Raw genomic sequence first — 19,015 nt, 5'->3', positions numbered from 1 at the left:
TTCGCGTCAAATTCTAGGGAAGTCATCATGAACCTTCGTAAGGTCACCACCGCTTCTGCCGCCGTGTTCGCGCTCGCCCTGACCGCCACCGCCTGTGGCTCCGACACCAAGGACGGCGGCTCCGGCTCCGACGGCGGCGACAAGAAGATCACGGTCGGCATCAAGTACGACCAGCCGGGCCTCGGCCTGAAGACCCCTGACGGCTCGTTCACCGGCTTCGACGTCGACGTCGCCAAGTACGTCGCCAAGGAGCTCGGCTACGCCGAGGGCGACATCGAGTTCAAGGAGACGAAGAGCGCCGACCGCGAGACCGCGCTGGCCCGCGGCGACGTGGACTTCATCGCCGCCACGTACTCGATCACCGACGAGCGCGCGAAGAAGGTCGACTTCGCCGGCCCGTACCTCCTCGCCCACCAGGACCTGCTGCTCCGCGCCGACGACAACGTCGCCAAGGGCGACGACCTCAACGGCAAGAAGCTCTGCTCGGTCGTCGGCTCCACCTCCGCGCAGAACGTGAAGAAGGACTTCGCCCCGAAGGCCCAGCTGCAGGAGTACCCCACGTATTCCCAGTGCCTCGGTGCCCTCCAGAGCGGCCGGGTCGATGCGCTGACCACCGACGACTCGATCCTCGCCGGTTACGCCGCGCAGCCGCAGTACAAGGGCAAGTTCAAGCTCGCCGGCCTCGAGCTGAGCAACGAGAACTACGGCATCGGCGTCAAGAAGGGCGAGAAGGAGATGGTCGACAAGATCAACGCCGCCCTCGAGAAGATGGTCCAGGAGAAGGCCTGGGAGAAGGCGGTCACGGACAACTTCGGCCCGGCCAACTACGAGAACGAGCCCGCCCCGGAAATCGGCAACATCGTCAAGTGAAGCAGGGCTGAGACGGCGCGCCGCCCCTGAAGGCGGCGCGCCCGGCCCTCCCACACGCGGAAGCGCGGGAGATCGTGTTCGACTTTCTTGAAGGTTACGACTTGCTCGGGGCGTTCTGGATGACGGTGAAACTCACCGTCCTCTCCGGAATCGGCTCCCTGGTGCTCGGCACCGCCCTCGCCGCGATGCGGGTGAGCCCAGTGCCTCTGATGCGGGCGTTCGGCACGGTCTACGTGAACGTGGTCCGGAACATCCCGCTGACCCTGATCATCGTCTTCTCCTCGATCGGCCTCGCCGATGTCTTCGGTATGACGCTCGGGGTGGCCGACGACTTCAACGCGCTGTCGTTCCGGCTGGCGGTCCTCGGCCTGTCGGCCTACACCGCGGCGTTCGTGTGTGAGGCCGTGCGCTCCGGCATCAACACCGTGCCGGTCGGCCAGGCAGAGGCGGCACGCGCCCTCGGTCTGAGCTTCACGCAGGTCCTGACGACCATCGTGCTTCCGCAGGCGTTCCGCTCGGTCATCGCCCCGCTCACCAATGTGCTGATCGCCCTCACCAAGAACACCACGGTCGCGGCGGCCATCGGCGTCGCGGAAGCGGCTCTGCTGATGAAGGAGATGATCGAGAACGAGGCACAGCTGGTGCTCATCTCGGCGATCTTCGCCTTCGGCTTCGTGGTCCTCACCCTCCCCACCGGTCTCATCCTCGGCTGGGTCGGCAAGCGCATGGCGGTGAAGCGATGACATCCGTTCTCTACGACGCTCCCGGCCCCCGCGCCAAGCGTCGCAATATCGTCTACACGGCCGTCTTCCTCGCCGCGCTGGCGCTCGGTATCTGGTGGGTACTGGGCACCATGTCCGACCACGGACAGCTCGAGTGGTCCCTGTGGAAGCCGTTCATCGAGGCTCCGGCCTGGACGACCTATCTGCTTCCCGGCCTCGCCAACACGCTGAAGGCCGCAGCCCTCGCCATGGTCATCGCCCTGCCGCTGGGCGCGATCTTCGGCATCGCCAGGCTCTCCGACCACCGCTGGGTCCGCGTCCCGTCGGGCGTGGTCGTGGAATTCTTCCGCGCCATTCCCGTCCTGCTCCTGATGCTGTTCGCAAACGAGTTCTACTCGAGCTACACCAACATCAGCAGCGACGTCCGCCCGTTGTACGCCGTGGTCACCGGCCTCGTCCTCTACAACGCTTCGGTCCTCGCCGAGGTCGTCCGGGCCGGCATCCTGTCGCTGCCCAAGGGCCAGTCGGAGGCTGCAAAGGCCATCGGCCTGCGCAAGGGCCAGACGATGACGAACGTGCTGCTACCGCAGTCCGTCACAGCCATGCTGCCGGCGCTGGTCAGCCAGCTCGTCGTGATCGTCAAGGACACCGCACTCGGCGGCGCGCTGCTGGCCTTCGCCGAGTTGCTCAGCGCGCAGGGCACGCTGTCCGCGAACTACGCGAACACCATCCCGAGCTTCATCGTGGTCGCTCTGATCTTCATCGTCGTCAACCTGATCCTGACCACGTTCGCCTCGTGGCTGGAGCGCAGGCTGCGGCGGGGCAAGAGGAGCACGGGCGCGGTGCTGACCGCGCCCGGCGGCGCGGAGGAGCCCGTCGGGGAGCCCGGGGTCGCCAAGACCGACGACGGCCGGGGCGGCTGACGATCCATCGGATGTTCGACCGGTGTGGGGCGGTGGCCGTACGGCCACCGCCCCACACCGCGTCCACGGTGTCGCTCGACGCAGCTTGACGCAGGCACCGGCAGTCGGTTGCATACGTTCTGTGATCGCGCACCGGGCTCCAAGAGCACTTTCCCGCACGACCCTCCGGGCCCGAGGAGTCACGCCGTGGACCCGGTGATCGTCGTCGGCGCCGGCCCGGTCGGACTCACACTCTCCCTCGCCCTCGCGGCGCAGGGCGTCCCCTCCGTCGTACTCGACGAGACCAACGGGAAACCCGAACCCCGTCCCGCCCGCACCGTCGTGCTCCGCCCGGACACCGCGGACCTGGTGGAGCGGCTCGGCTGTGGAACCGTGCACGGCGAGGGCGTCCGGTGGACCGGCTGGCGGTCGATGCTGCGCAAGCAGGACCTGCGGCAGCTGCCCCTGGGCGAAGGCCGAGGCGACGACGCAGGCGAAAGCGAAGACGGCCCCGCCGCGCCGCTGCACATCCCCCAGCACAGTCTCGCCCACGGACTGCGTGAGGCCGCCAGGGAGCACCGGCTCGTACGGCTGGTCACCGACAGCCGCCTCGACTCGCTCGAGCAGGACGCCGGAGGGGTCGGCGTACACACCAGGGGGCCTTCGGCCACTTGGTGGCGCGGGAGTCACCTTGTGGGGTGCGACGGCGCACGGTCGACGGTCCGCAAGCTCCTCGGCATCCGCTTCCCGGGCCGTACGGCGGTGGAACGTCACGCCGTGGCCGCGCTGCGCACCGAACTGCCCTGGCCCGGCGAAGCGTTGCTCCACCGCCAGCCGCCCTGGAGTTCGGGCGGCACCGAGATCACCGCGCGCCCGCTCCCGGACGGCGTCTGGCGGCTGGACTGGCTCCTGCCGCCACGCGGCGAACTGGTCACACCCGAGGCCCTGGTGGCGCGGATCCGCGACACCCTGACCGGCTGGTGCGGCCAGGCCCCACCGTACGAACTGCTCGACACCGGCGTCCACACCCTCCACCACCGGCTCGCCCGGCGCTGGCGCGTGGACCGCGCCTTCCTCGCCGGCGACGCGGCCCATCTGATGGGGGCCGTCGGCACCCAGGGGCTCAACGAAGGTCTGCGGGACGTGGACAACCTGGCGTGGAAGCTGGCGCAGGCGTGGCACCACGGCGCATCGGAAACGCTCCTCGACAGCTACCAGGCGGAACGACGCACCGCCGTCGCCGCGCGGCTGCGCGCCGCCGACCAGTCGCTGCCGATACTGCGCAGCGGCGGCGGACTGCGCATGTACCTGCCGGGTGCCGCCCGGGAGCACGACGCGATGCTCACCGACGCCCATCTGGGGCAGGGCGCACTCGGAGCTCCGCCCGTCTACGCCCACTCCCCCCTCACACCGGCGCCCACCGGCCCGCCGGCCCTCAGCGGTGCGGGGCCGGGCTCGCCGGTCGACGACGTACGGGTCACGGCTCCCGACGGCACCTCGGCCCGGCTGCGGGACCGACTGGGGCAGGGGCGGCTGCTCGTCGTACTGGTGGCGCCGGGCACCGGGGTGTGGGACCGGCGGCACTGGGTCGGGGCGGGCGTCATGCCGCGGCTGGCGACCGCCGTGTCCGGCCTTCCGGTCCAGGCCGAACTGCTGGTGACGGAGAGCTACCCGGGCGCCTCCGCGCACACCGTGCTGCTGGTGCGTCCGGACGGTCACCTGGTGGCCGCCTTCGCGGGAGTCCGGCCTGCGGAACTGCACACCGCCGCGGACATCGCACGAGGAGGCGCGCCGGCTCCGGCGGGCTCCGAACGCACGGCTGACACCGGAACCTGACCGCTTCGCGCTCTCGCGAGCGGGACGGAGCCGGTAGCGAGGCGTGACGGACCGGTCGGCTGCCAGGCGCCGCTGCCAGCGGGAACATGGCTCCGTCGGAGCGTCCGCGACGGCAGACTGACGACGCGCTGTCTCCCCGTTCCGTCCTCGTCGTTGGACACCCGCCAGCTCCCCGGGTGCCTGGGGCAGAGCCGAGCGAGGCGGTTCGATCGTGACCGACGCCCGGGGCGGCATGACCCACCCGGCGCGCGGCGAACTCCCGCCAGTCCGGCAGACTGGCCGGTTACCGGTCGATGGTCGGTCACCGGCCCGCCCGGTCGCGGCGGGTCCGCCGGTCACCGGCCGATCCACCGATCTGCCAGTCCGCCAACCGATGGGTCCGCCGATTCGCCAGTCGGCCGGCCACCCGGTCGGCCACTGCCGACCGCGCCTGCCGAAGGCCGGCCGGTGCCTAGTAGCCCGCCTCGTCCAAGTCCGTCGTGTCCTCGCCCTCTTCCTCCAGGGCGCGTCTGACCACCCGCAGGGCCATGCCCTCCGGGTAGCCCTTGCGAGCGAGCATCCCGGCCAGGCGGCGCAGGCGGCGGTCCCGGTCGAGGCCTCTGGTGGAGCGCAGTTTGCGCGCCACCAGCTCCCGGGCGGTCGCCTCTTCCTGGTCGGAATCGAGCTGCCCCACGGCCTCGTCGATGAGCGCGGAGTCCACGCCCTTGGTCCGCAGCTCCCGTGCCAGGGCCCGCCGGGCGAGGCCCCGGCCGTGGTGCCGGGACTCCACCCACGCGTCGGCGAAGGCGGCGTCGTTGATCAGTCCCACGTCCTCGAAACGGGAGAGGACCTCCTCGGCCACCTCCGAGGGGACCTCCCGTTTGTGCAGCGCGTCCGCGAGTTGTTTGCGGGTGCGCGGGGTCCCGGTGAGCAGGCGCAGGCAGATCGCACGCGCCCGCTCCGCCGGGTCCCTGGGCGACAGCTCCTTCTCGGCCCTCGACGAGTCGGGGCTGTCACCCGGCCATTCGGTACGCCGGGCGGCCATGTGCTACCCCTTGGCCGCCGCCGTCTTGGCCGCCTTCGCCTTGGAGGCGGGCGCGGGCACCGACTTCGCGGCGTCCTCGGCAGCCGGCGCCGCGACGGCCGCGTCCGGACCGGGCTCCGCCGCGGGGGCCTCGGGCGGCCTGACGCCCACGCCGAGCTTCTCCTTGATCTTCTTCTCGATCTCGTTGGCGAGATCGGGGTTGTCCTTCAGGAAGTTACGGGCGTTCTCCTTGCCCTGGCCGAGCTGGTCGCCCTCGTACGTGTACCAGGCGCCGGCCTTGCGGACGAAGCCGTGTTCCACGCCCATGTCGATCAGGCCGCCCTCGCGGCTGATGCCGTGGCCGTAGAGGATGTCGAACTCGGCCTGCTTGAAGGGCGGCGCGACCTTGTTCTTGACGACCTTGACACGGGTGCGGTTGCCGACCGCGTCCGTGCCGTCCTTGAGGGTCTCGATACGGCGGATGTCCAGACGCACGGAGGCGTAGAACTTCAGCGCCCGGCCACCGGTCGTGGTCTCCGGGGAGCCGAACATCACACCGATCTTCTCGCGGAGCTGGTTGATGAAGATCGCGGTGGTCTTGGACTGGTTGAGCGCGCTGGTGATCTTCCGGAGCGCCTGGCTCATCAGCCGAGCCTGCAGACCGACGTGCGAGTCGCCCATCTCGCCCTCGATCTCCGCCTTGGGCACCAGGGCCGCGACGGAGTCGATGACGATCAGGTCGAGCGCGCCCGAGCGGACGAGCATGTCGACGATCTCGAGCGCCTGCTCGCCGTTGTCCGGCTGGGACAGGATCAGGTTGTCGATGTCGACGCCCAGCTTCTTCGCGTACTCGGGGTCGAGGGCGTGCTCCGCGTCCACGAAGGCCACCGCGCCGCCCGCCTTCTGGGCGTTGGCCACGGCGTGCAGCGTGAGGGTCGTCTTACCGGAGGACTCCGGTCCGTACACCTCCACCACACGCCCGCGCGGCAGGCCGCCGACGCCGAGGGCGACGTCGAGGGCGGTCGACCCGGTGGGGATGACCTCGATCGGCTCGTTCGGCCGCTCGCCGAGCCGCATCACGGCGCCCTTGCCGAATTGCCGTTCAATCTGTGCGAGCGCGGCGTCGAGCGCCTTCTCGCGGTCGGTTCCTGCCATGGGTTCCACCCGATTTGCTTGTGTCGATCGCTTCACGTCAAAGACGCTAACCCCTGCCACTGACAATGGGCCCCGACGTCCGGCCGGCCTGTGGATAACTCGTGGGTACGAGGGCCGGAATCCCATAAGAATGGATGTTCGATTTTACTGTCAAGCGCACCACGCGGCACCCCGCGAACCGGGGCGTGCACGGTTCCGGGTCAGGCTCCGGCGTCCGTCTGCGGGGGCACGGCCCCGGGCGCGCCCGGGGCCGTGGGGGACGCCGGAGGCTCCGACGGCGCGGCCGGCAGCGGCACGGAGTCGCCCTGGAGTGCGCTCCGCATCCGCGCGAGCGCCCGACGGCCGCCGCGCCTGCGGTGCCCCTGGACCCGGGGGTCGTCGGTGACGGTGTACCGCTTCACGTACGCGCCGAGGAACGCCTGGAGGGTCGCGACCGCCGGGATCGCGATGAGCGCACCCACCGCTCCCAGCAGGGCGGTCCCCGCGACGACCGAGCCGAAGGCCACCGCCGGGTGGATGTCGACCGTCCTGGCGGTGAGCTTCGGCTGCAGCACGTAGTTCTCGAACTGCTGGTAGACCACGACGAAGCCCAGCACCCACAGCGCGTACCAGGGATCGATGGTGAACGAGATCAGCATCGGCAGCGCGCCCGCCAGATAGGTGCCGATCGTCGGGATGAACTGCGAGACGAGCCCGACCCACACCGCCAGCGCCGGGGCGTACGGCACCCCGAGGATCTCCAGCAGGATGTAGTGGGCGATCCCGGAGACCAGCGCCATCAGCCCGCGCGAGTAGAGGTACCCGCCCGTCTTGTCGACCGCGATCTCCCAGGCCCGCAGCACCTCGGTCTGCTTGGCCGGAGGCAGCACGGAACACAGCGCACGGCGCAGCCGGGGCCCGTCGGCCGCGAAGTAGAACGAGAACAGGAAGATCGTCAGCACCTTGAACAGCCCGCCGAGCACGGTGGCGGACACGTCCAGCACGCCGCTCGCGCTGTTCTCGACGTAGTCCCGCAGCCAGTCGGATCGCAACAGGCTGTCCTGGACCTCCACCCGGGACAGTTCGGTGTGGAAGGTGTCGTTGATCCAGCGGATGACCGAGTCGAGGTACTTGGGGAAGTCCTCGACCATCTGGACGATCTGGCCGGCCAGCATCGAGCCGAGCAGGACGACGAATCCGATGCCGGCGGCCAGCACCCCGAAGAAGACCAGGAAGGTGGCGAAGCCCCGGCGGATGCCGCGGGCGGCCATCCGCCCCACCGCGGGTTCGATCGCGAGCGCCAGGAAGAAGGCGATCAGGATGTTGAGCAAGAGGCTGGTGAGCTCGTGGAAGGCCCAGCTGCCGAGCTGGAAGCAGGCGTAGAGCGCCAGCGCCAGGACCAGGGCGCGCGGCAGCCAGCGCGGCATCCGGGCCGGAACGCCGCCGTCGGCGCCCGAGCCGGGGGGCGGCGCGGCCGGCGGCAGGCTGGGCGCCGCGATGCCCTGTGCGGGGATCCCCACTGCGGCCTCGTCCGACACGGCCACGTCCGGCGTGGCCCTCTCGTCAGCGGTCATGTCCTCAGCGGTTCCCGTCGTGTGGTCTCGTGGTGCGCGGTCGCGCGTGCAGTCCGGCCCGGCCCGGTCTGAAACGGTCGGATCCGGGCGAGGTCGGTCGGAAATGGTCGGGCTCGGGGAGATCGGGAGCGGCCGAACCCAGGCGGGCGGGCCTGAGGCAGCCCCGTCCGAGGCGGGCCGGCCCCACCGAAACGGCCAGGGCCCCGTCCGAAGCAGACCGGTCGGTCCGCCGCGGGCCGTCGGCCGGTGGCCGGCACCCCCGGCCGGCCACTGGCCCAGTGTGGCTCACCGCGGTGACCGCAGGCCGTCTTCCCGGTGTCTCACCGCTCGGCCCCGGCATCCCACCGCTTGCCCCGCCCCGCGTCTCACCGCTTGTCCGCAGGGACGTCCATGGCCGCGCAGACGGCCCGCCACACGTCCTTCGCCTCCCAGCCCGCGGCCAGTGCCTCATGGATCGTACGGCCGCCCAGTTCGGCCATCACATGGTCCCGCGCGAAGGAGTCCGCGTACGCCGCACCGAAGTGGTCCGCCATGCGCTGCCAGAAAATCGTCAACCGCATGCCCTCAGTATCCCGCTCCTGAGAGTGCAGCCCTGCCCGTCCTCCTTGCTGAAAGCATTTTCCGCTCTACGGTCGGAACATGGCTGGAATCGGAGCAACCCCTGACCCCTCCCCCGCGTCCGCGTCGGCACTGGAGTGCGCCGAGCGCTTCATCTGGCTGACGGCCCGGGTGCTCGAGCAGCGGCGGTTCGCCTATCACTTCCTCGGCGGCAGCTCCGACGCGGTGGAAACGGCGCTGACCGCCTACCTCAACGAGGACGGGGGTTACGGTCACGCCCTCGAACCGGACCTGCGCGGCCCGGTCAGTCAGCCCCTGCACACGGGGCACGCACTGCGCGTGCTCGACTCCATCGGCCGCTGCGGCGGGCTGCGGGTGGAGCGGATGTGCCGCTACCTCACGGACGTGTCGACCAAAGAGGGCGCGCTGCCGGCCGTTCACCCCTCTCAGCGGGACTACCCGGCGGCTCCGTTCCTGCCGATCCTCGACGACCCGCCGAGCGAGCTGCTCGCGACGGGCCCGGTGGTCGGTCTGCTGCACCGCAACGAGGTCTGGCACGCGTGGCTGTTCCGGGCCACCGACTTCTGCTGGTCCGCGGTGGACGCGATCGAGAAGTCGCACCCGTACGAGATCGAGGCGGCGATCGCCTTCCTCGACGGCGCGCCGGACCGGCCCCGCGCGCAGGCCGCGGCGGACCGGCTCGGCCGGATCGTGCGCGAGCAGCGGCTCGTCGCCCTGGACCCGGAGCACCTCGACGGCCAGCCCGTGGCCGCCGGATACGCGCCGGGCGAGCACCACTTCGCGCACGACTACGCCCGCACGCCGGAGTCGCTGGCCCGCCGCTGGTTCACCGACGAGGAGATGGCCCGTTCCCTGCAGCACCTCGCGGCTGAGCAGCGCGAGGACGGCGGGTGGCCCATCACCTGGCGGGAATGGGCGCCCGGCACCGCTCTGGAGTCCCGGCCGATCGTGACGATCGAGGCACTGCGGACCCTCCAGGCGCACGGCCACCCCATCGGGTGACACCGCTGCCGGTCCGCCGAACGCCTCCTCCCAGGAGACGGCCGGCCGGCCCGTTCAGCCGCCCAGCGCCCGCACCCCCGCCGTCACGGCCACGGCGGCCCCCACGATCACCAGGAAGGGCGCGCGCAGCAGCAGCGCCACGGCGGCCGCGGCGAGCCCGGCGGCCCGGGCGTCGAGGACCAGCGACTGGCCGGTGCTGAAGGTCTGCTGCGCGGTCAGCGCCGCCAGCAGGGCGACCGGCAGCAGGGCCGCCAGGCGCCGCACGAGAGGCCGCTCGAGCGTGCCGGCCGGGACCAGCAGCCCGGCCAGCTTGACGAGGTAGCAGCCGACCGCCGTGGCGGCGATCGCGATCCAGATGCTCACCGGTTCCGGTCCTTCCTGTTCGTACGACGCCTCCCGTTCGTACGCCGCGTCCCGCCGGCGCCCTCAGCGATCGCGCGCCCCTTGAGCCACAGCACCGCGGGGGCGGCGAGCGCCGCGACGAGCACCGGCACCCCGGCGGGCAGCACGGGCAGGAAGCCGAGCCCGAGCAGCACCGCGAGCGCGCCCACGGCCCGCTCCGTGGCCGTGCGCAGCATCGGCGCGAGCAGTGCCAGGAAGACCGCCGGGCCGGCCGCGTCCAGGCCCCAGGCGTTCGTGTCGCCGAGGGCTTCGGCGCCGAGCGCGCCGAGGAGCGTGGTCAGGTTCCACAGCACGTAGAGCGTCACGCCGGTGACGGTGAAGCCGATCCGTACGCTGCGTCGCGTGGGCTGCGCGAGGGCGACGGCGGTGGTCTCGTCGATGACCCAGTGCGCGGCCAGCGGCCGCACGAGGCGGGGCAGGGCGAGCAGCTGCGACAGCCGCAGCCCGTAGAAGGCGTTGCGCACCCCGAGGAAGAAGGCGCCGGCCACGGCGGCGAGCGGATTGCCCCCGGCGGCGATCGCACCGACGAGAGCGAACTGCGACGCGCCGGTGAACACGAGCAGGCTGAGCGCGCAGGTCTGCAGGAGGGTCAGGCCGGCCCCGGCCGAGGTCACGCCGAAGGCGAAGCCGGACAGGCCGACGGCTGTGCCGACGCCGAGTGCGTCTCTGACGACGGCCGAGTCCGGCTTCCCGGTCGGCTGCGCCGCGTCCGCCTCCCTCATCGAGCCGTCGTCGGCCCCGCGCCCGCCCGGGGCGCCCCCGGACGGTCCGTCGCCGGGCCCGGTCCGCTGCCGGGGCGCCGCGGACGCGTCACCGGGCTCCGGCGGGGGCCCGGGAACGGGCGCCGCGAGTATCACGGACGGCGCCGCGCCCCCGGGGACCTCCCCGGCGGCCATGTCTGATCGAGCTGCCTGTTCTGCCACGCCAGGGACGTTACGCAGGGCTCCCGCCTGCGGTCTTGTACGTTCTTGCGCGCTCCCGCCGGTACGCCCCGGGCGGCACGCCGACGATCCGGGTGAAGTGACGGTTCAGGTGCGGCTGGTCGGTGAACCCGACCGCGACGGCCGCCTCTGCCGGGGTCGTGCCGGCGTCGAGGAGACGGCGGGCGCGCCGCACGCGCGCGTCCGTGAGCCAGGTGTGCGGCGGCAGCCCGTAGGCGGCCTTGAAGGCGCGCAGCAGCGCGAAGGGGCCGACGCCGAGCCGCTGCGCGAGCTCCTCCAGGGACGGCGGGTCCGCCATCCGCTCCTCCAGGAGCTGCTTCGCGGACGCCGCGGTCCGGGCGCCGGCGGCCGGAGGCGTACGGACCGGAAGGGAGCGCCCGTGGCGGCGCAGCAGGGTGGCGACGGTGATGCGCAGGGCGCTGTCCGCGGCGAGGGCGTTGCCCGCCTCCGCCGCGCGGTGCACCTCGTGCACGAGCCGGGCGGTGTGCGGGTCCTCGACGATCGTCTCGGCGAATCCGGCCGTGCCGCGCAGGCTCGTCGTCTCCTCCGCGATCGTGGCGACGAGCTCCGAGGACGGGTAGAGGGTGGAGTACACCCAGCCCTCGGGGACCCCGGCCCTGGCGGAGTGCGGCACCTCCGGGTTGATCATGACGACGGTGCCGGGTCTGGCCCGTACGGTCCCCTCGGGCAGAAACACGTCCTCGATGCCGCGCCGGACGGCGCCGAAAACGAACCCCTCGTGGCTGTGCCGGGGGAAGGAATGGCGCACATAGCGCGCCTGCAGCAGGTCGAGGCCGGGCACACCCGGGTACTGCCAGTGCCGCGCCCACTCGCCCTTCGTGTCCGGCGCCGGATCCTTCTCCATACAGCCATTCTGCTCCCGCCCCCACCGGGCACGACGCGGGCGTCCGCGCCCTGGACACGCCGCCGACCCGCGTTGTCAGTGGTCGGGTGCACGATGGTGGGCATGGCTCGGACTGCGCTCGACTCCTTCTCCCCCGCGACCCGCGGTTGGTTCTCGGGGGCCTTCCACGCGCCCACCGCGGCCCAGGAGGGGGCGTGGAAGGCCATCGGCGAGGGCTCGGACGTGCTGGTGGTGGCTCCGACGGGCTCGGGCAAGACGCTGGCCGCGTTCCTGGCCTCTCTCGACCGTCTGGCGTCCGCACCCCCGCCGGCGGAGGCGAGGAAGCGCTGCCGCGTGCTGTACGTGTCACCGCTGAAGGCCCTCGCGGTGGACGTGGAGCGCAATCTCCGCAGCCCGCTCACCGGCATCCGACAGGAGTCGGTGCGGCTGGGCCTGCCCGAGCCCGAGGTGCGGGTCGGCATCCGCTCGGGCGACACCCCCGCCGCGGAACGGCGCTCGCTGGTCACCAGGCCGCCGGACATCCTGATCACCACCCCCGAGTCCCTGTTCCTGATGCTCACCTCGGCCGCCAGGGACGCGCTGTCGGGCGTCGAGACGGTGATCCTCGACGAGGTCCACGCCGTCGCGGGCACCAAGAGGGGCGCGCACCTCGCCGTGTCCCTGGAGCGCCTGGACGAGCTGCTGCCCCGCCCCGCCCGCAGGATCGGCCTGTCGGCGACGGTCCGCCCGGTGGACGAGGTGGCCCGCTACCTGTCGCCGCAGCGCCGGGTCGAGATCGTCCAGCCGCCGTCGGGCAAGGAGTTCGACCTCTCGGTGGTCGTCCCGGTGGAGGACCTGGGCGAGCTCGGCGGCTCCCCCGCGTCCGACGCCGGCGGCGGGGTCGCGGAGAAGCCGTCGATCTGGCCGCATGTCGAGGAGCGCATCGCCGACCTCGTCCAGGCCCACCGCTCCACGATCGTCTTCGCCAACTCCCGCCGCCTGGCCGAGCGGCTGTGCAACCGCCTCAACGAGATCGCGTACGAGCGGGCCACCGGCGCCCCCATGCCGCAGGACACGTCGCCGGCCGAGATCATGGCGCAGTCCGGCGCGGCGCAGGGCGCCCCGCCGCTGCTCGCCCGCGCCCACCACGGCTCGGTCTCCAAGGAGCAGCGGGCTCTCGTCGAGGAGGATCTGAAGGCGGGCCGGCTGCCCGCGGTCGTCGCCACCTCCAGCCTCGAACTGGGCATCGACATGGGCGCGGTGGACCTGGTCGTGCAGGTCGAGTCCCCGCCGTCCGTCGCCTCCGGCCTGCAGCGGGTGGGCCGCGCGGGGCACCAGGTGGGCGCGGTCTCGACGGGCGTCGTCTTCCCCAAGTACCGGGGCGACCTGGTGCAGGCGGCGGTGGTCACCGAGCGGATGCGTACGGGCTCCATCGAGTCGCTGCGCATCCCGTCCAACCCGCTCGACGTGCTCGCCCAGCAGCTGGTCGCGATGGTCTCCCTGGACAGCTGGCAGTTCGACGACCTGCTGACGCTGGTGCGCCGGGCCGCGCCGTTCGCCTCGCTGCCCGAGTCCGCGTTCACCGCCGTCCTCGACATGCTGGCCGGCCGCTATCCGTCCGACGCGTTCGCCGAGCTGCGTCCGCGCGTGGTGTGGGACCGGGTGGCGGGCACGGTCACGGGCCGGCCCGGGGCGCAGCGCCTCGCCGTCACCTCCGGCGGCACCATCCCGGACCGCGGCCTCTTCGGTGTCTTCCTCGCCGGAGCCGACCCCAAGAAGGGCGGCGGCCGGGTCGGAGAGCTCGACGAGGAGATGGTCTACGAGTCACGGGTGGGCGATGTGTTCACCCTGGGCACCACCTCGTGGCGGATCGAGGACATCACCCGCGACCGGGTGCTGGTGTCCCCGGCCCCCGGTGTCCCCGGGCGGCTCCCCTTCTGGAAGGGCGACCAGCTGGGCCGCCCCCTGGAGCTCGGTCGCGCGGTCGGCGCGTTCCTGCGCGAGGTCGGCGGCCTGTCGGCCGAGGACGGCCGGCTGCGTCTGCTCGCCGCCGGTCTGGACGCCTGGGCGGCGGACAATGTGCTGGCCTATCTGGACGAGCAGCGCCGGGCCTGCGGCCATGTGCCCGACGACCGGACGATCCTGGTGGAGCGCTTCCGCGACGAACTGGGCGACTGGCGGGTCGTGATCCACTCCCCGTTCGGCGCCCAGGTGCACGCGCCGTGGGCACTCGCGCTGGGCGCCCGTCTCGCCGAGCGGTACGGCATGGACGCCCAGGTGATGCACGCCGACGACGGCATCGTGCTGCGGCTGCCCGACGCCGACCTGATGGGGCTGGACCTGCTCGACCAGGACCCGACCCCGCTCGATGCGCCGTTCGACAGCGAGCAGGCTCCGGTCGGCGCCGCGGACGCCGTCTTCGACAAGGGCGAGATCAACCAGATCGTGACCGACCAGGTCGGCGGCTCCGCCCTGTTCGCCGCCCGGTTCCGTGAGTGCGCCGCCCGCGCGCTGCTGCTGCCGCGGCGCAGTCCCGGCAAACGCACGCCGCTGTGGCAGCAGCGCCAGCGGGCGGCCCAACTGCTGCAGGTCGCGAGCGAGTTCGGCTCGTTCCCGATCGTCCTGGAGGCGGTCCGCGAATGCCTCCAGGACGTCTTCGACGTCCCCGGCCTCACCGAGCTGATGGGGGACATCGAATCGCGCCGCGTGCGCCTCGTCGAGGTCACCACCCCCGAGCCGTCCCCCTTCGCCCGCTCGCTGCTGTTCGGCTATGTCGCCCAGTTCCTCTACGAGGGCGACTCCCCGCTCGCCGAGCGGCGGGCGGCCGCCCTGTCCCTGGACTCCCGCCTGCTGTCCGAGCTGCTCGGCCAGGCGGAGCTGAGGGAGCTGCTGGACGCGGAGGTGCTCACCGAGCTGGAGCGGGAGCTGCAGTGGCTGACCGAAGACCGGCGGATCAAGGACGTCGAGGGCGTGGCCGACCTGCTGCGCGTACTGGGGCCGCTGACGGACGCCGAGCTCGTCGAGCGGGGCGGTGATCCGGCCTGGCCCCAGGAGCTCGCCGCGGCTCGCCGCGCCATCCGGGTCCGCATCGCGGGCGCCGACCACTGGGCGGCGGTCGAGGACGCGGGACGGCTGCGCGACGCGCTGGGCACGGCGCTGCCCGTGGGCGTCCCGGAGGCGTTCACGGAGCCGGTGAAGGACCCGTTCGGCGACCTCCTCGCCCGGTTCGCGCGGACGCACGGCCCGTTCACCTCCGCCCAGGCCGCCGCCCGCTTCGGACTCGGCACGGCGGTCACCGACGGCGGTCTGCAGCGGCTCGCCGCGAGCGGCCGGGTCGTGCAGGGCGAGTTCCATCCGGCGGGCATCGGCCAGGAGTGGTGCGACGCGGGCGTGCTGCGCCGCCTGCGCAGGCGTTCCCTGGCCGCGCTCCGCCACGAGCTGGAGCCCGTGCCGCCCGCCGCGCTCGCCTCGTTCCTGCCCGAGTGGCAGCACCTGGGCAGCAACAGCCTGCGCGGCATCGACGGCCTGGCCCGCGCCGTCGAGCAGCTCCAGGGCGCCTCGGTGCCGGCCTCGGCCCTGGAGAAGCTGATCCTGCCGTCCCGCGTCGCGCACTACAGTGGCGCCCTGCTCGACGAACTGACCACGACCGGTGAGGTGGTGTGGGCCGGCGCCGGCGCCCTGCCCGGCAAGGACGGCTGGGTCTCCCTGTATCTGGCCGATGCCGCGCCCCTGCTGCTGCCGCCCCCGCACCCGCTGGAGCTGACGGCGCTGCACGAATCGGTGCTCACCGCCCTCTCCGGCGGCTACGGCCTGTTCTTCCGCCAGATCGCCGACCAGGTGCGGGCGACCACGCACCCGGACGTCACCGATCCGCAGCTGGCGGACGCCGTGTGGGACCTCGCCTGGTCCGGCCGGCTCACCAACGACACCCTGGCACCGCTGCGCGCCCTGCTCGGCTCGGGCCGTACGGCGGGGTCCACCGCCCATCGCGCCAGGCGCACCGTCCCCCGCGGCCGGTACGGCGGTCTCACGGCCGCGGCCCGCCCGGCCTCCCGCACGGGCCCGCCGACGGTGAGCGGCCGCTGGTCGCTGCTGCCCGCACCGGAACCGGAGCCGACGCACCGGGCGCACGCGCTGGCCCGGACCCTGCTGGACCGCCACGGCGTGGTGACGCGGGGCGCGGTCGCGGCGGAGGGCGTCGAGGGCGGCTTCTCCGCGACGTACCGCATCCTCTCGGCGTTCGAGGACAGCGGCCAGGCGCGCCGGGGTTACGTCGTCGAGGGGCTGGGGGCGGCACAGTTCGCGATGGACGGCGCGGTCGACCGCCTGCGCGCGGCGTCCACGGCACGGGACCGCTCGGAGGGCGGGGCGCCCCGCGCGGTGGTGCTGGCGGCCGCCGACCCGGCCAACGCGTACGGCGCCGCGCTGCCCTGGCCGGAGCCACCGGAGGGCGCCGGGCACAAGCCCGGCCGCAAGGCGGGCTCCCTCGTGGTCCTCGTGGACGGCGAGCTGACGCTGTACATGGAGCGCGGCGGCAAGACCCTGCTGGCGTGGGCCACCGACCCGGACTCGCCCGCGCTGCATGCGGCGGCCGGCGCCCTCGCCGCCGCGGCCCGGGAGGGCTCGCTGGGCACGGTCACGGTGGAGCGGGCCAACGGGACCCCGGCCCTGACGGCACCGTTCGCCCGCGCCCTGGAGACGGCCGGTTTCCACGCCACGCCGAGGGGACTGCGCCTGCGCCCGTGACCGGCGCGCACCGCCTCGATGCCGCCGCTGTCCCCGTGGCGGCATCATGGATGCCATGCCCGAAGGAGACACCGTCTGGCTGACCGCCCACCGTCTGCACGCGGCGCTGGCCGGTCAGATCCTGACCCGTTTCGATCTTCGCGTCCCCCGCTTCGCCACGTCGGACCTGACGGGCCGCACCGTCCTGGACGTGACTCCGCGCGGCAAGCATCTCCTCACCCGGTTCGAGGGCGGCCTGACCCTGCACTCGCATCTGAGGATGGACGGCTCCTGGCGGGTGTACGAGAGCGGTGCCCGCTGGGACGGCGGGCCCGCCCACCAGATCCGCGCGGTCCTCGGCAACGCCGCGCACACCGCCGTCGGCTACCGCCTCCCCGTCCTCGAACTGCTCCGCACGGCCGACGAGGACCAGGCGGTCGGCCATCTCGGACCGGACCTGCTCGGCCCCGACTGGGACCCCGCGAGAGCGGCGGCGAACCTGCTCGCCGACCCGGCCCGTCCCCTCGGCGAGGCCCTCCTCGACCAGCGCAACCTCGCCGGCATCGGCAATGTCTACAAGTCGGAACTGGCGTTCCTCGCCCGCGTCACGCCCTGGCTGCCGGTCGGCGAACTGCCCGCCGGGGTGCCCGAGCGGCTGGTGGCCACCGCACAGCGCCTGCTCGATGCCAACAAGCGGCGCTTCGACCGGCGCACCATGACCAGCGGCCGCCATCCGGCCCAGAAGCTGTACGTCTACGGCCGCGAGGGCCGCCCCTGCCCCCGCTGCGGCACGCCCGTGCGCAAGGCCGACCAGGGGGACGGCAGCCGGGAGCGGCCGACCTACTGGTGCCCGCGCTGCCAGTCCGGCCCCACCGGCCGCCCGCACCCCGGCTGACCGCGGCAGCAAGACCGCGGCACTCAAGACCTCAGCGCTCAAATCACTGCGCTCACGACCACAGCGCTCACGACCGCACGCCGATTGACGCTCCGTCAGGTCCGGTCGTACGGTCCCTCCATGGTCCCCTCGGCGTACGACCTCACCGGCCGGACCGCCTTCGTCACCGGCGCGGCCGGCGGCATCGGCCGGGCTGGCGTGTGACGCCTCGTCGTTCACGACGGGTCAGATATTCCGTCCGAACGGGGGCGTCGTGAAGCCCTGGTAGCGCGGGCCACCGTCGCGTGCACCGGAAGCAGACTCAGACCCCAACCTCCCGCGGCCACCGCCCCTTCGACGACACCCGAGTGCTCCGGGACCAGGACGAGCCGCAGAACGGCCCACCACCACAGCCCGCCCACCACGAGCCCGAACAGGACGACGGGCACCAGGACCGCCCCGCGTACCGCCATGGCTGCCTCCTCGGGCCCACGCTAGTGCGACGTGACAGACCGCTGGGAGGGCGCACGGTTGGGCGATCCGGCGCGCACGGACCCCGGTTGCGCGCTCGGCGTCATGCGCTCTCCGCCTGGAACATCCAGGCGTGCTTCTCGAGGTCGGCCGTGAGCTGGATCAGGATGTCCTGGCTCACGGGGTCCGGCTGATCGGTGACCTCGATGCGCTCCCGCATCCGCCCGATGACCGCTCCCAGGCCGTCGACCATCGTCCGTACGACGTCGACGTCCTTGATCCAGCCCTCGGGCACCGAGCCGAACGCACTCTGCGCCGCCACCGTCGCGGCCCGCCCGTCCGGCGTCACACCGATCGCGGAGCAGCGCTCGGCGACCGTGTCGGAGTGCTGCCGCGCCGTGTCGACGACCTCGTCGAGCTGGAGGTGCACGGACCTGAAGCGGGGACCGACCACGTTCCAGTGCACCTGCTTGGCGACCAGCGCGAGATCCACCAGATCGACCAGAGCGCCCCTGAGCGCCTCCCCGACGGTCTTGAGGTCCGCATCGGACAGAGTGCTCTTCACGACAGACATGCACGTCCTCCACTCGGTTCGCGACTACCGTCCACGATTACACAACTACCCAAAAGGGTCATCCGGGGGATGAAGTACAAGGAAAAGACCCCGGCCGGTACTCGAGTACCGGCCGGGGCCCAAGGCAAACCAAGCCGTGCTGAATCGTGCAGTGCCTGCGGATCAGGCGGCGACGACGTCGACCGCTTCCGCGGGCGCCTTGATCGTCACCCGGTCCGTCGGCACACCTGCCACCGACGTCACGGAGACGGAGCCCAGCATCGGGCGTACCGGCGCGGGCACCGGTTCGGCGGCCGCTGCCGACTCGGCCAGTTCGGCCAGTGACAGCTCGTCGCTCACTTCACGCATGAGCTCGGACATCCGTACGTCAAGCGCGTCGCAGATGGCGGAGAGCAGCTCGGAGGATGCCTCCTTCTGCCCCCGCTCCACCTCGGATAGATAGCCGAGCGAAACTCGGGCGGACGAGGAGACTTCGCGCAGAGTACGGCCCTGGCGCTGGCGCTGCCGACGCAGCACGTCACCAAGCAGGCGACGGAGCAGAATCATCGGTGGCTCCCTCCTC

17 protein-coding genes are annotated in these 19,015 nt (G+C 72.5%); 7 read left to right on the top strand and 10 right to left on the bottom strand.

Features of this window, described 5'->3' with window-relative positions:
• Positions 1-27 precede the first annotated feature (27 nt).
• The 4 genes from ACFYOP_RS32545 (at position 28) to ACFYOP_RS32530 (ending at position 4,330) form a co-directional block, all read left to right on the top strand.
• Positions 28-870 carry a glutamate ABC transporter substrate-binding protein gene (locus ACFYOP_RS32545; protein ID WP_356899472.1) on the top strand — a complete coding sequence of 281 codons (843 nt, stop codon included), beginning with the start codon at positions 28-30 and terminating at the stop codon, positions 868-870.
• 74 nt (positions 871-944) lie between these two features.
• The gene (locus tag ACFYOP_RS32540) at positions 945-1,613 is read left to right on the top strand and encodes an amino acid ABC transporter permease (protein ID WP_356899471.1); all 669 of its coding nucleotides are present in this window, start codon (positions 945-947) and stop codon (positions 1,611-1,613) included.
• On the top strand, positions 1,610-2,515 hold the full coding sequence (locus tag ACFYOP_RS32535) for an amino acid ABC transporter permease (protein ID WP_356899470.1): 906 nt from the start codon (positions 1,610-1,612) through the stop codon (positions 2,513-2,515). The genes ACFYOP_RS32540 and ACFYOP_RS32535 overlap by 4 nt, the downstream gene beginning before the upstream one ends.
• A gap of 186 nt (positions 2,516-2,701) precedes the next feature.
• Positions 2,702-4,330 (top strand): FAD-dependent monooxygenase, encoded by a 1,629-nt coding sequence (locus tag ACFYOP_RS32530; protein ID WP_356899416.1) that lies wholly within the window; start codon positions 2,702-2,704, stop codon positions 4,328-4,330.
• 451 nt (positions 4,331-4,781) lie between these two features.
• On the opposite strand, the gene recX is transcribed toward ACFYOP_RS32530, so the two are convergent.
• From recX to ACFYOP_RS32510, 4 genes are all read right to left on the bottom strand, one after another.
• Positions 4,782-5,354 carry a recombination regulator RecX gene (gene recX / locus ACFYOP_RS32525; protein ID WP_356899417.1) on the bottom strand — a complete coding sequence of 191 codons (573 nt, stop codon included), beginning with the start codon at positions 5,352-5,354 and terminating at the stop codon, positions 4,782-4,784.
• Between the two features lie 3 nt (positions 5,355-5,357).
• A complete protein-coding gene (recA, locus tag ACFYOP_RS32520) occupies positions 5,358-6,488 on the bottom strand; it encodes a recombinase RecA (RefSeq protein WP_356899418.1) in 1,131 nt (376 codons plus the stop codon).
• 200 nt (positions 6,489-6,688) lie between these two features.
• Positions 6,689-7,894 carry an AI-2E family transporter gene (locus ACFYOP_RS32515; RefSeq protein ID WP_356899438.1) on the bottom strand — a complete coding sequence of 402 codons (1,206 nt, stop codon included), beginning with the start codon at positions 7,892-7,894 and terminating at the stop codon, positions 6,689-6,691.
• Between the two features lie 512 nt (positions 7,895-8,406).
• Entirely contained in the window at positions 8,407-8,601 is a 195-nt protein-coding gene (locus tag ACFYOP_RS32510; protein ID WP_356899419.1) for a DUF3046 domain-containing protein, read from the bottom strand.
• 79 nt (positions 8,602-8,680) lie between these two features.
• Between ACFYOP_RS32510 and ACFYOP_RS32505 the strand changes: the two genes are divergently transcribed.
• Positions 8,681-9,622 carry a hypothetical protein gene (locus ACFYOP_RS32505; RefSeq protein WP_356899420.1) on the top strand — a complete coding sequence of 314 codons (942 nt, stop codon included), beginning with the start codon at positions 8,681-8,683 and terminating at the stop codon, positions 9,620-9,622.
• 54 nt (positions 9,623-9,676) lie between these two features.
• On the opposite strand, the gene ACFYOP_RS32500 is transcribed toward ACFYOP_RS32505, so the two are convergent.
• The 3 genes from ACFYOP_RS32500 to ACFYOP_RS32490 all read right to left on the bottom strand — a co-directional run bounded on the left by ACFYOP_RS32500 (position 9,677) and on the right by ACFYOP_RS32490 (position 11,830).
• A complete protein-coding gene (locus ACFYOP_RS32500; RefSeq protein WP_356899421.1) occupies positions 9,677-9,985 on the bottom strand; it encodes an AzlD domain-containing protein in 309 nt (102 codons plus the stop codon).
• Positions 9,982-10,746 (bottom strand): AzlC family ABC transporter permease, encoded by a 765-nt coding sequence (locus ACFYOP_RS32495; RefSeq protein WP_356899422.1) that lies wholly within the window; start codon positions 10,744-10,746, stop codon positions 9,982-9,984. The genes ACFYOP_RS32500 and ACFYOP_RS32495 overlap by 4 nt, the downstream gene beginning before the upstream one ends.
• A 211-nt stretch (positions 10,747-10,957) precedes the next feature.
• The gene (locus ACFYOP_RS32490) at positions 10,958-11,830 is read right to left on the bottom strand and encodes an AraC family transcriptional regulator (RefSeq protein WP_356899423.1); all 873 of its coding nucleotides are present in this window, start codon (positions 11,828-11,830) and stop codon (positions 10,958-10,960) included.
• Between the two features lie 102 nt (positions 11,831-11,932).
• On the opposite strand from ACFYOP_RS32490, the gene ACFYOP_RS32485 reads away from it, so the two are divergent.
• Together ACFYOP_RS32485 and ACFYOP_RS32480 are read left to right on the top strand one after the other, a co-directional pair.
• The gene (locus ACFYOP_RS32485; RefSeq protein WP_356899424.1) at positions 11,933-16,555 is read left to right on the top strand and encodes an ATP-dependent helicase; all 4,623 of its coding nucleotides are present in this window, start codon (positions 11,933-11,935) and stop codon (positions 16,553-16,555) included.
• Between the two features lie 55 nt (positions 16,556-16,610).
• Entirely contained in the window at positions 16,611-17,429 is an 819-nt protein-coding gene (locus ACFYOP_RS32480; RefSeq protein WP_356899425.1) for a DNA-formamidopyrimidine glycosylase family protein, read from the top strand.
• A gap of 215 nt (positions 17,430-17,644) precedes the next feature.
• On the opposite strand, the gene ACFYOP_RS32475 is transcribed toward ACFYOP_RS32480, so the two are convergent.
• The 3 genes from ACFYOP_RS32475 to ACFYOP_RS32465 form a co-directional block, all read right to left on the bottom strand.
• Positions 17,645-17,881 (bottom strand): hypothetical protein, encoded by a 237-nt coding sequence (locus ACFYOP_RS32475; RefSeq protein ID WP_356899426.1) that lies wholly within the window; start codon positions 17,879-17,881, stop codon positions 17,645-17,647.
• Positions 17,882-17,982: 101 nt separating this feature from the next.
• Positions 17,983-18,453, bottom strand: a complete 471-nt coding sequence (locus ACFYOP_RS32470) for a DNA starvation/stationary phase protection protein (protein WP_356899427.1) — start codon at positions 18,451-18,453, stop codon at positions 17,983-17,985.
• Positions 18,454-18,615: 162 nt separating this feature from the next.
• Complete coding sequence (locus ACFYOP_RS32465; protein WP_356899428.1) at positions 18,616-18,999, bottom strand: helix-turn-helix transcriptional regulator; 384 nt, start codon at positions 18,997-18,999, stop codon at positions 18,616-18,618.
• Positions 19,000-19,015: the final 16 nt, after the last annotated feature.

The sequence above is a fragment of the Streptomyces sp. NPDC006294 genome, from assembly GCF_042870895.1.
GTDB lineage: Bacteria > Actinomycetota > Actinomycetes > Streptomycetales > Streptomycetaceae > Streptomyces.
This window is presented reverse-complemented; position numbering and strand designations above follow the sequence as displayed.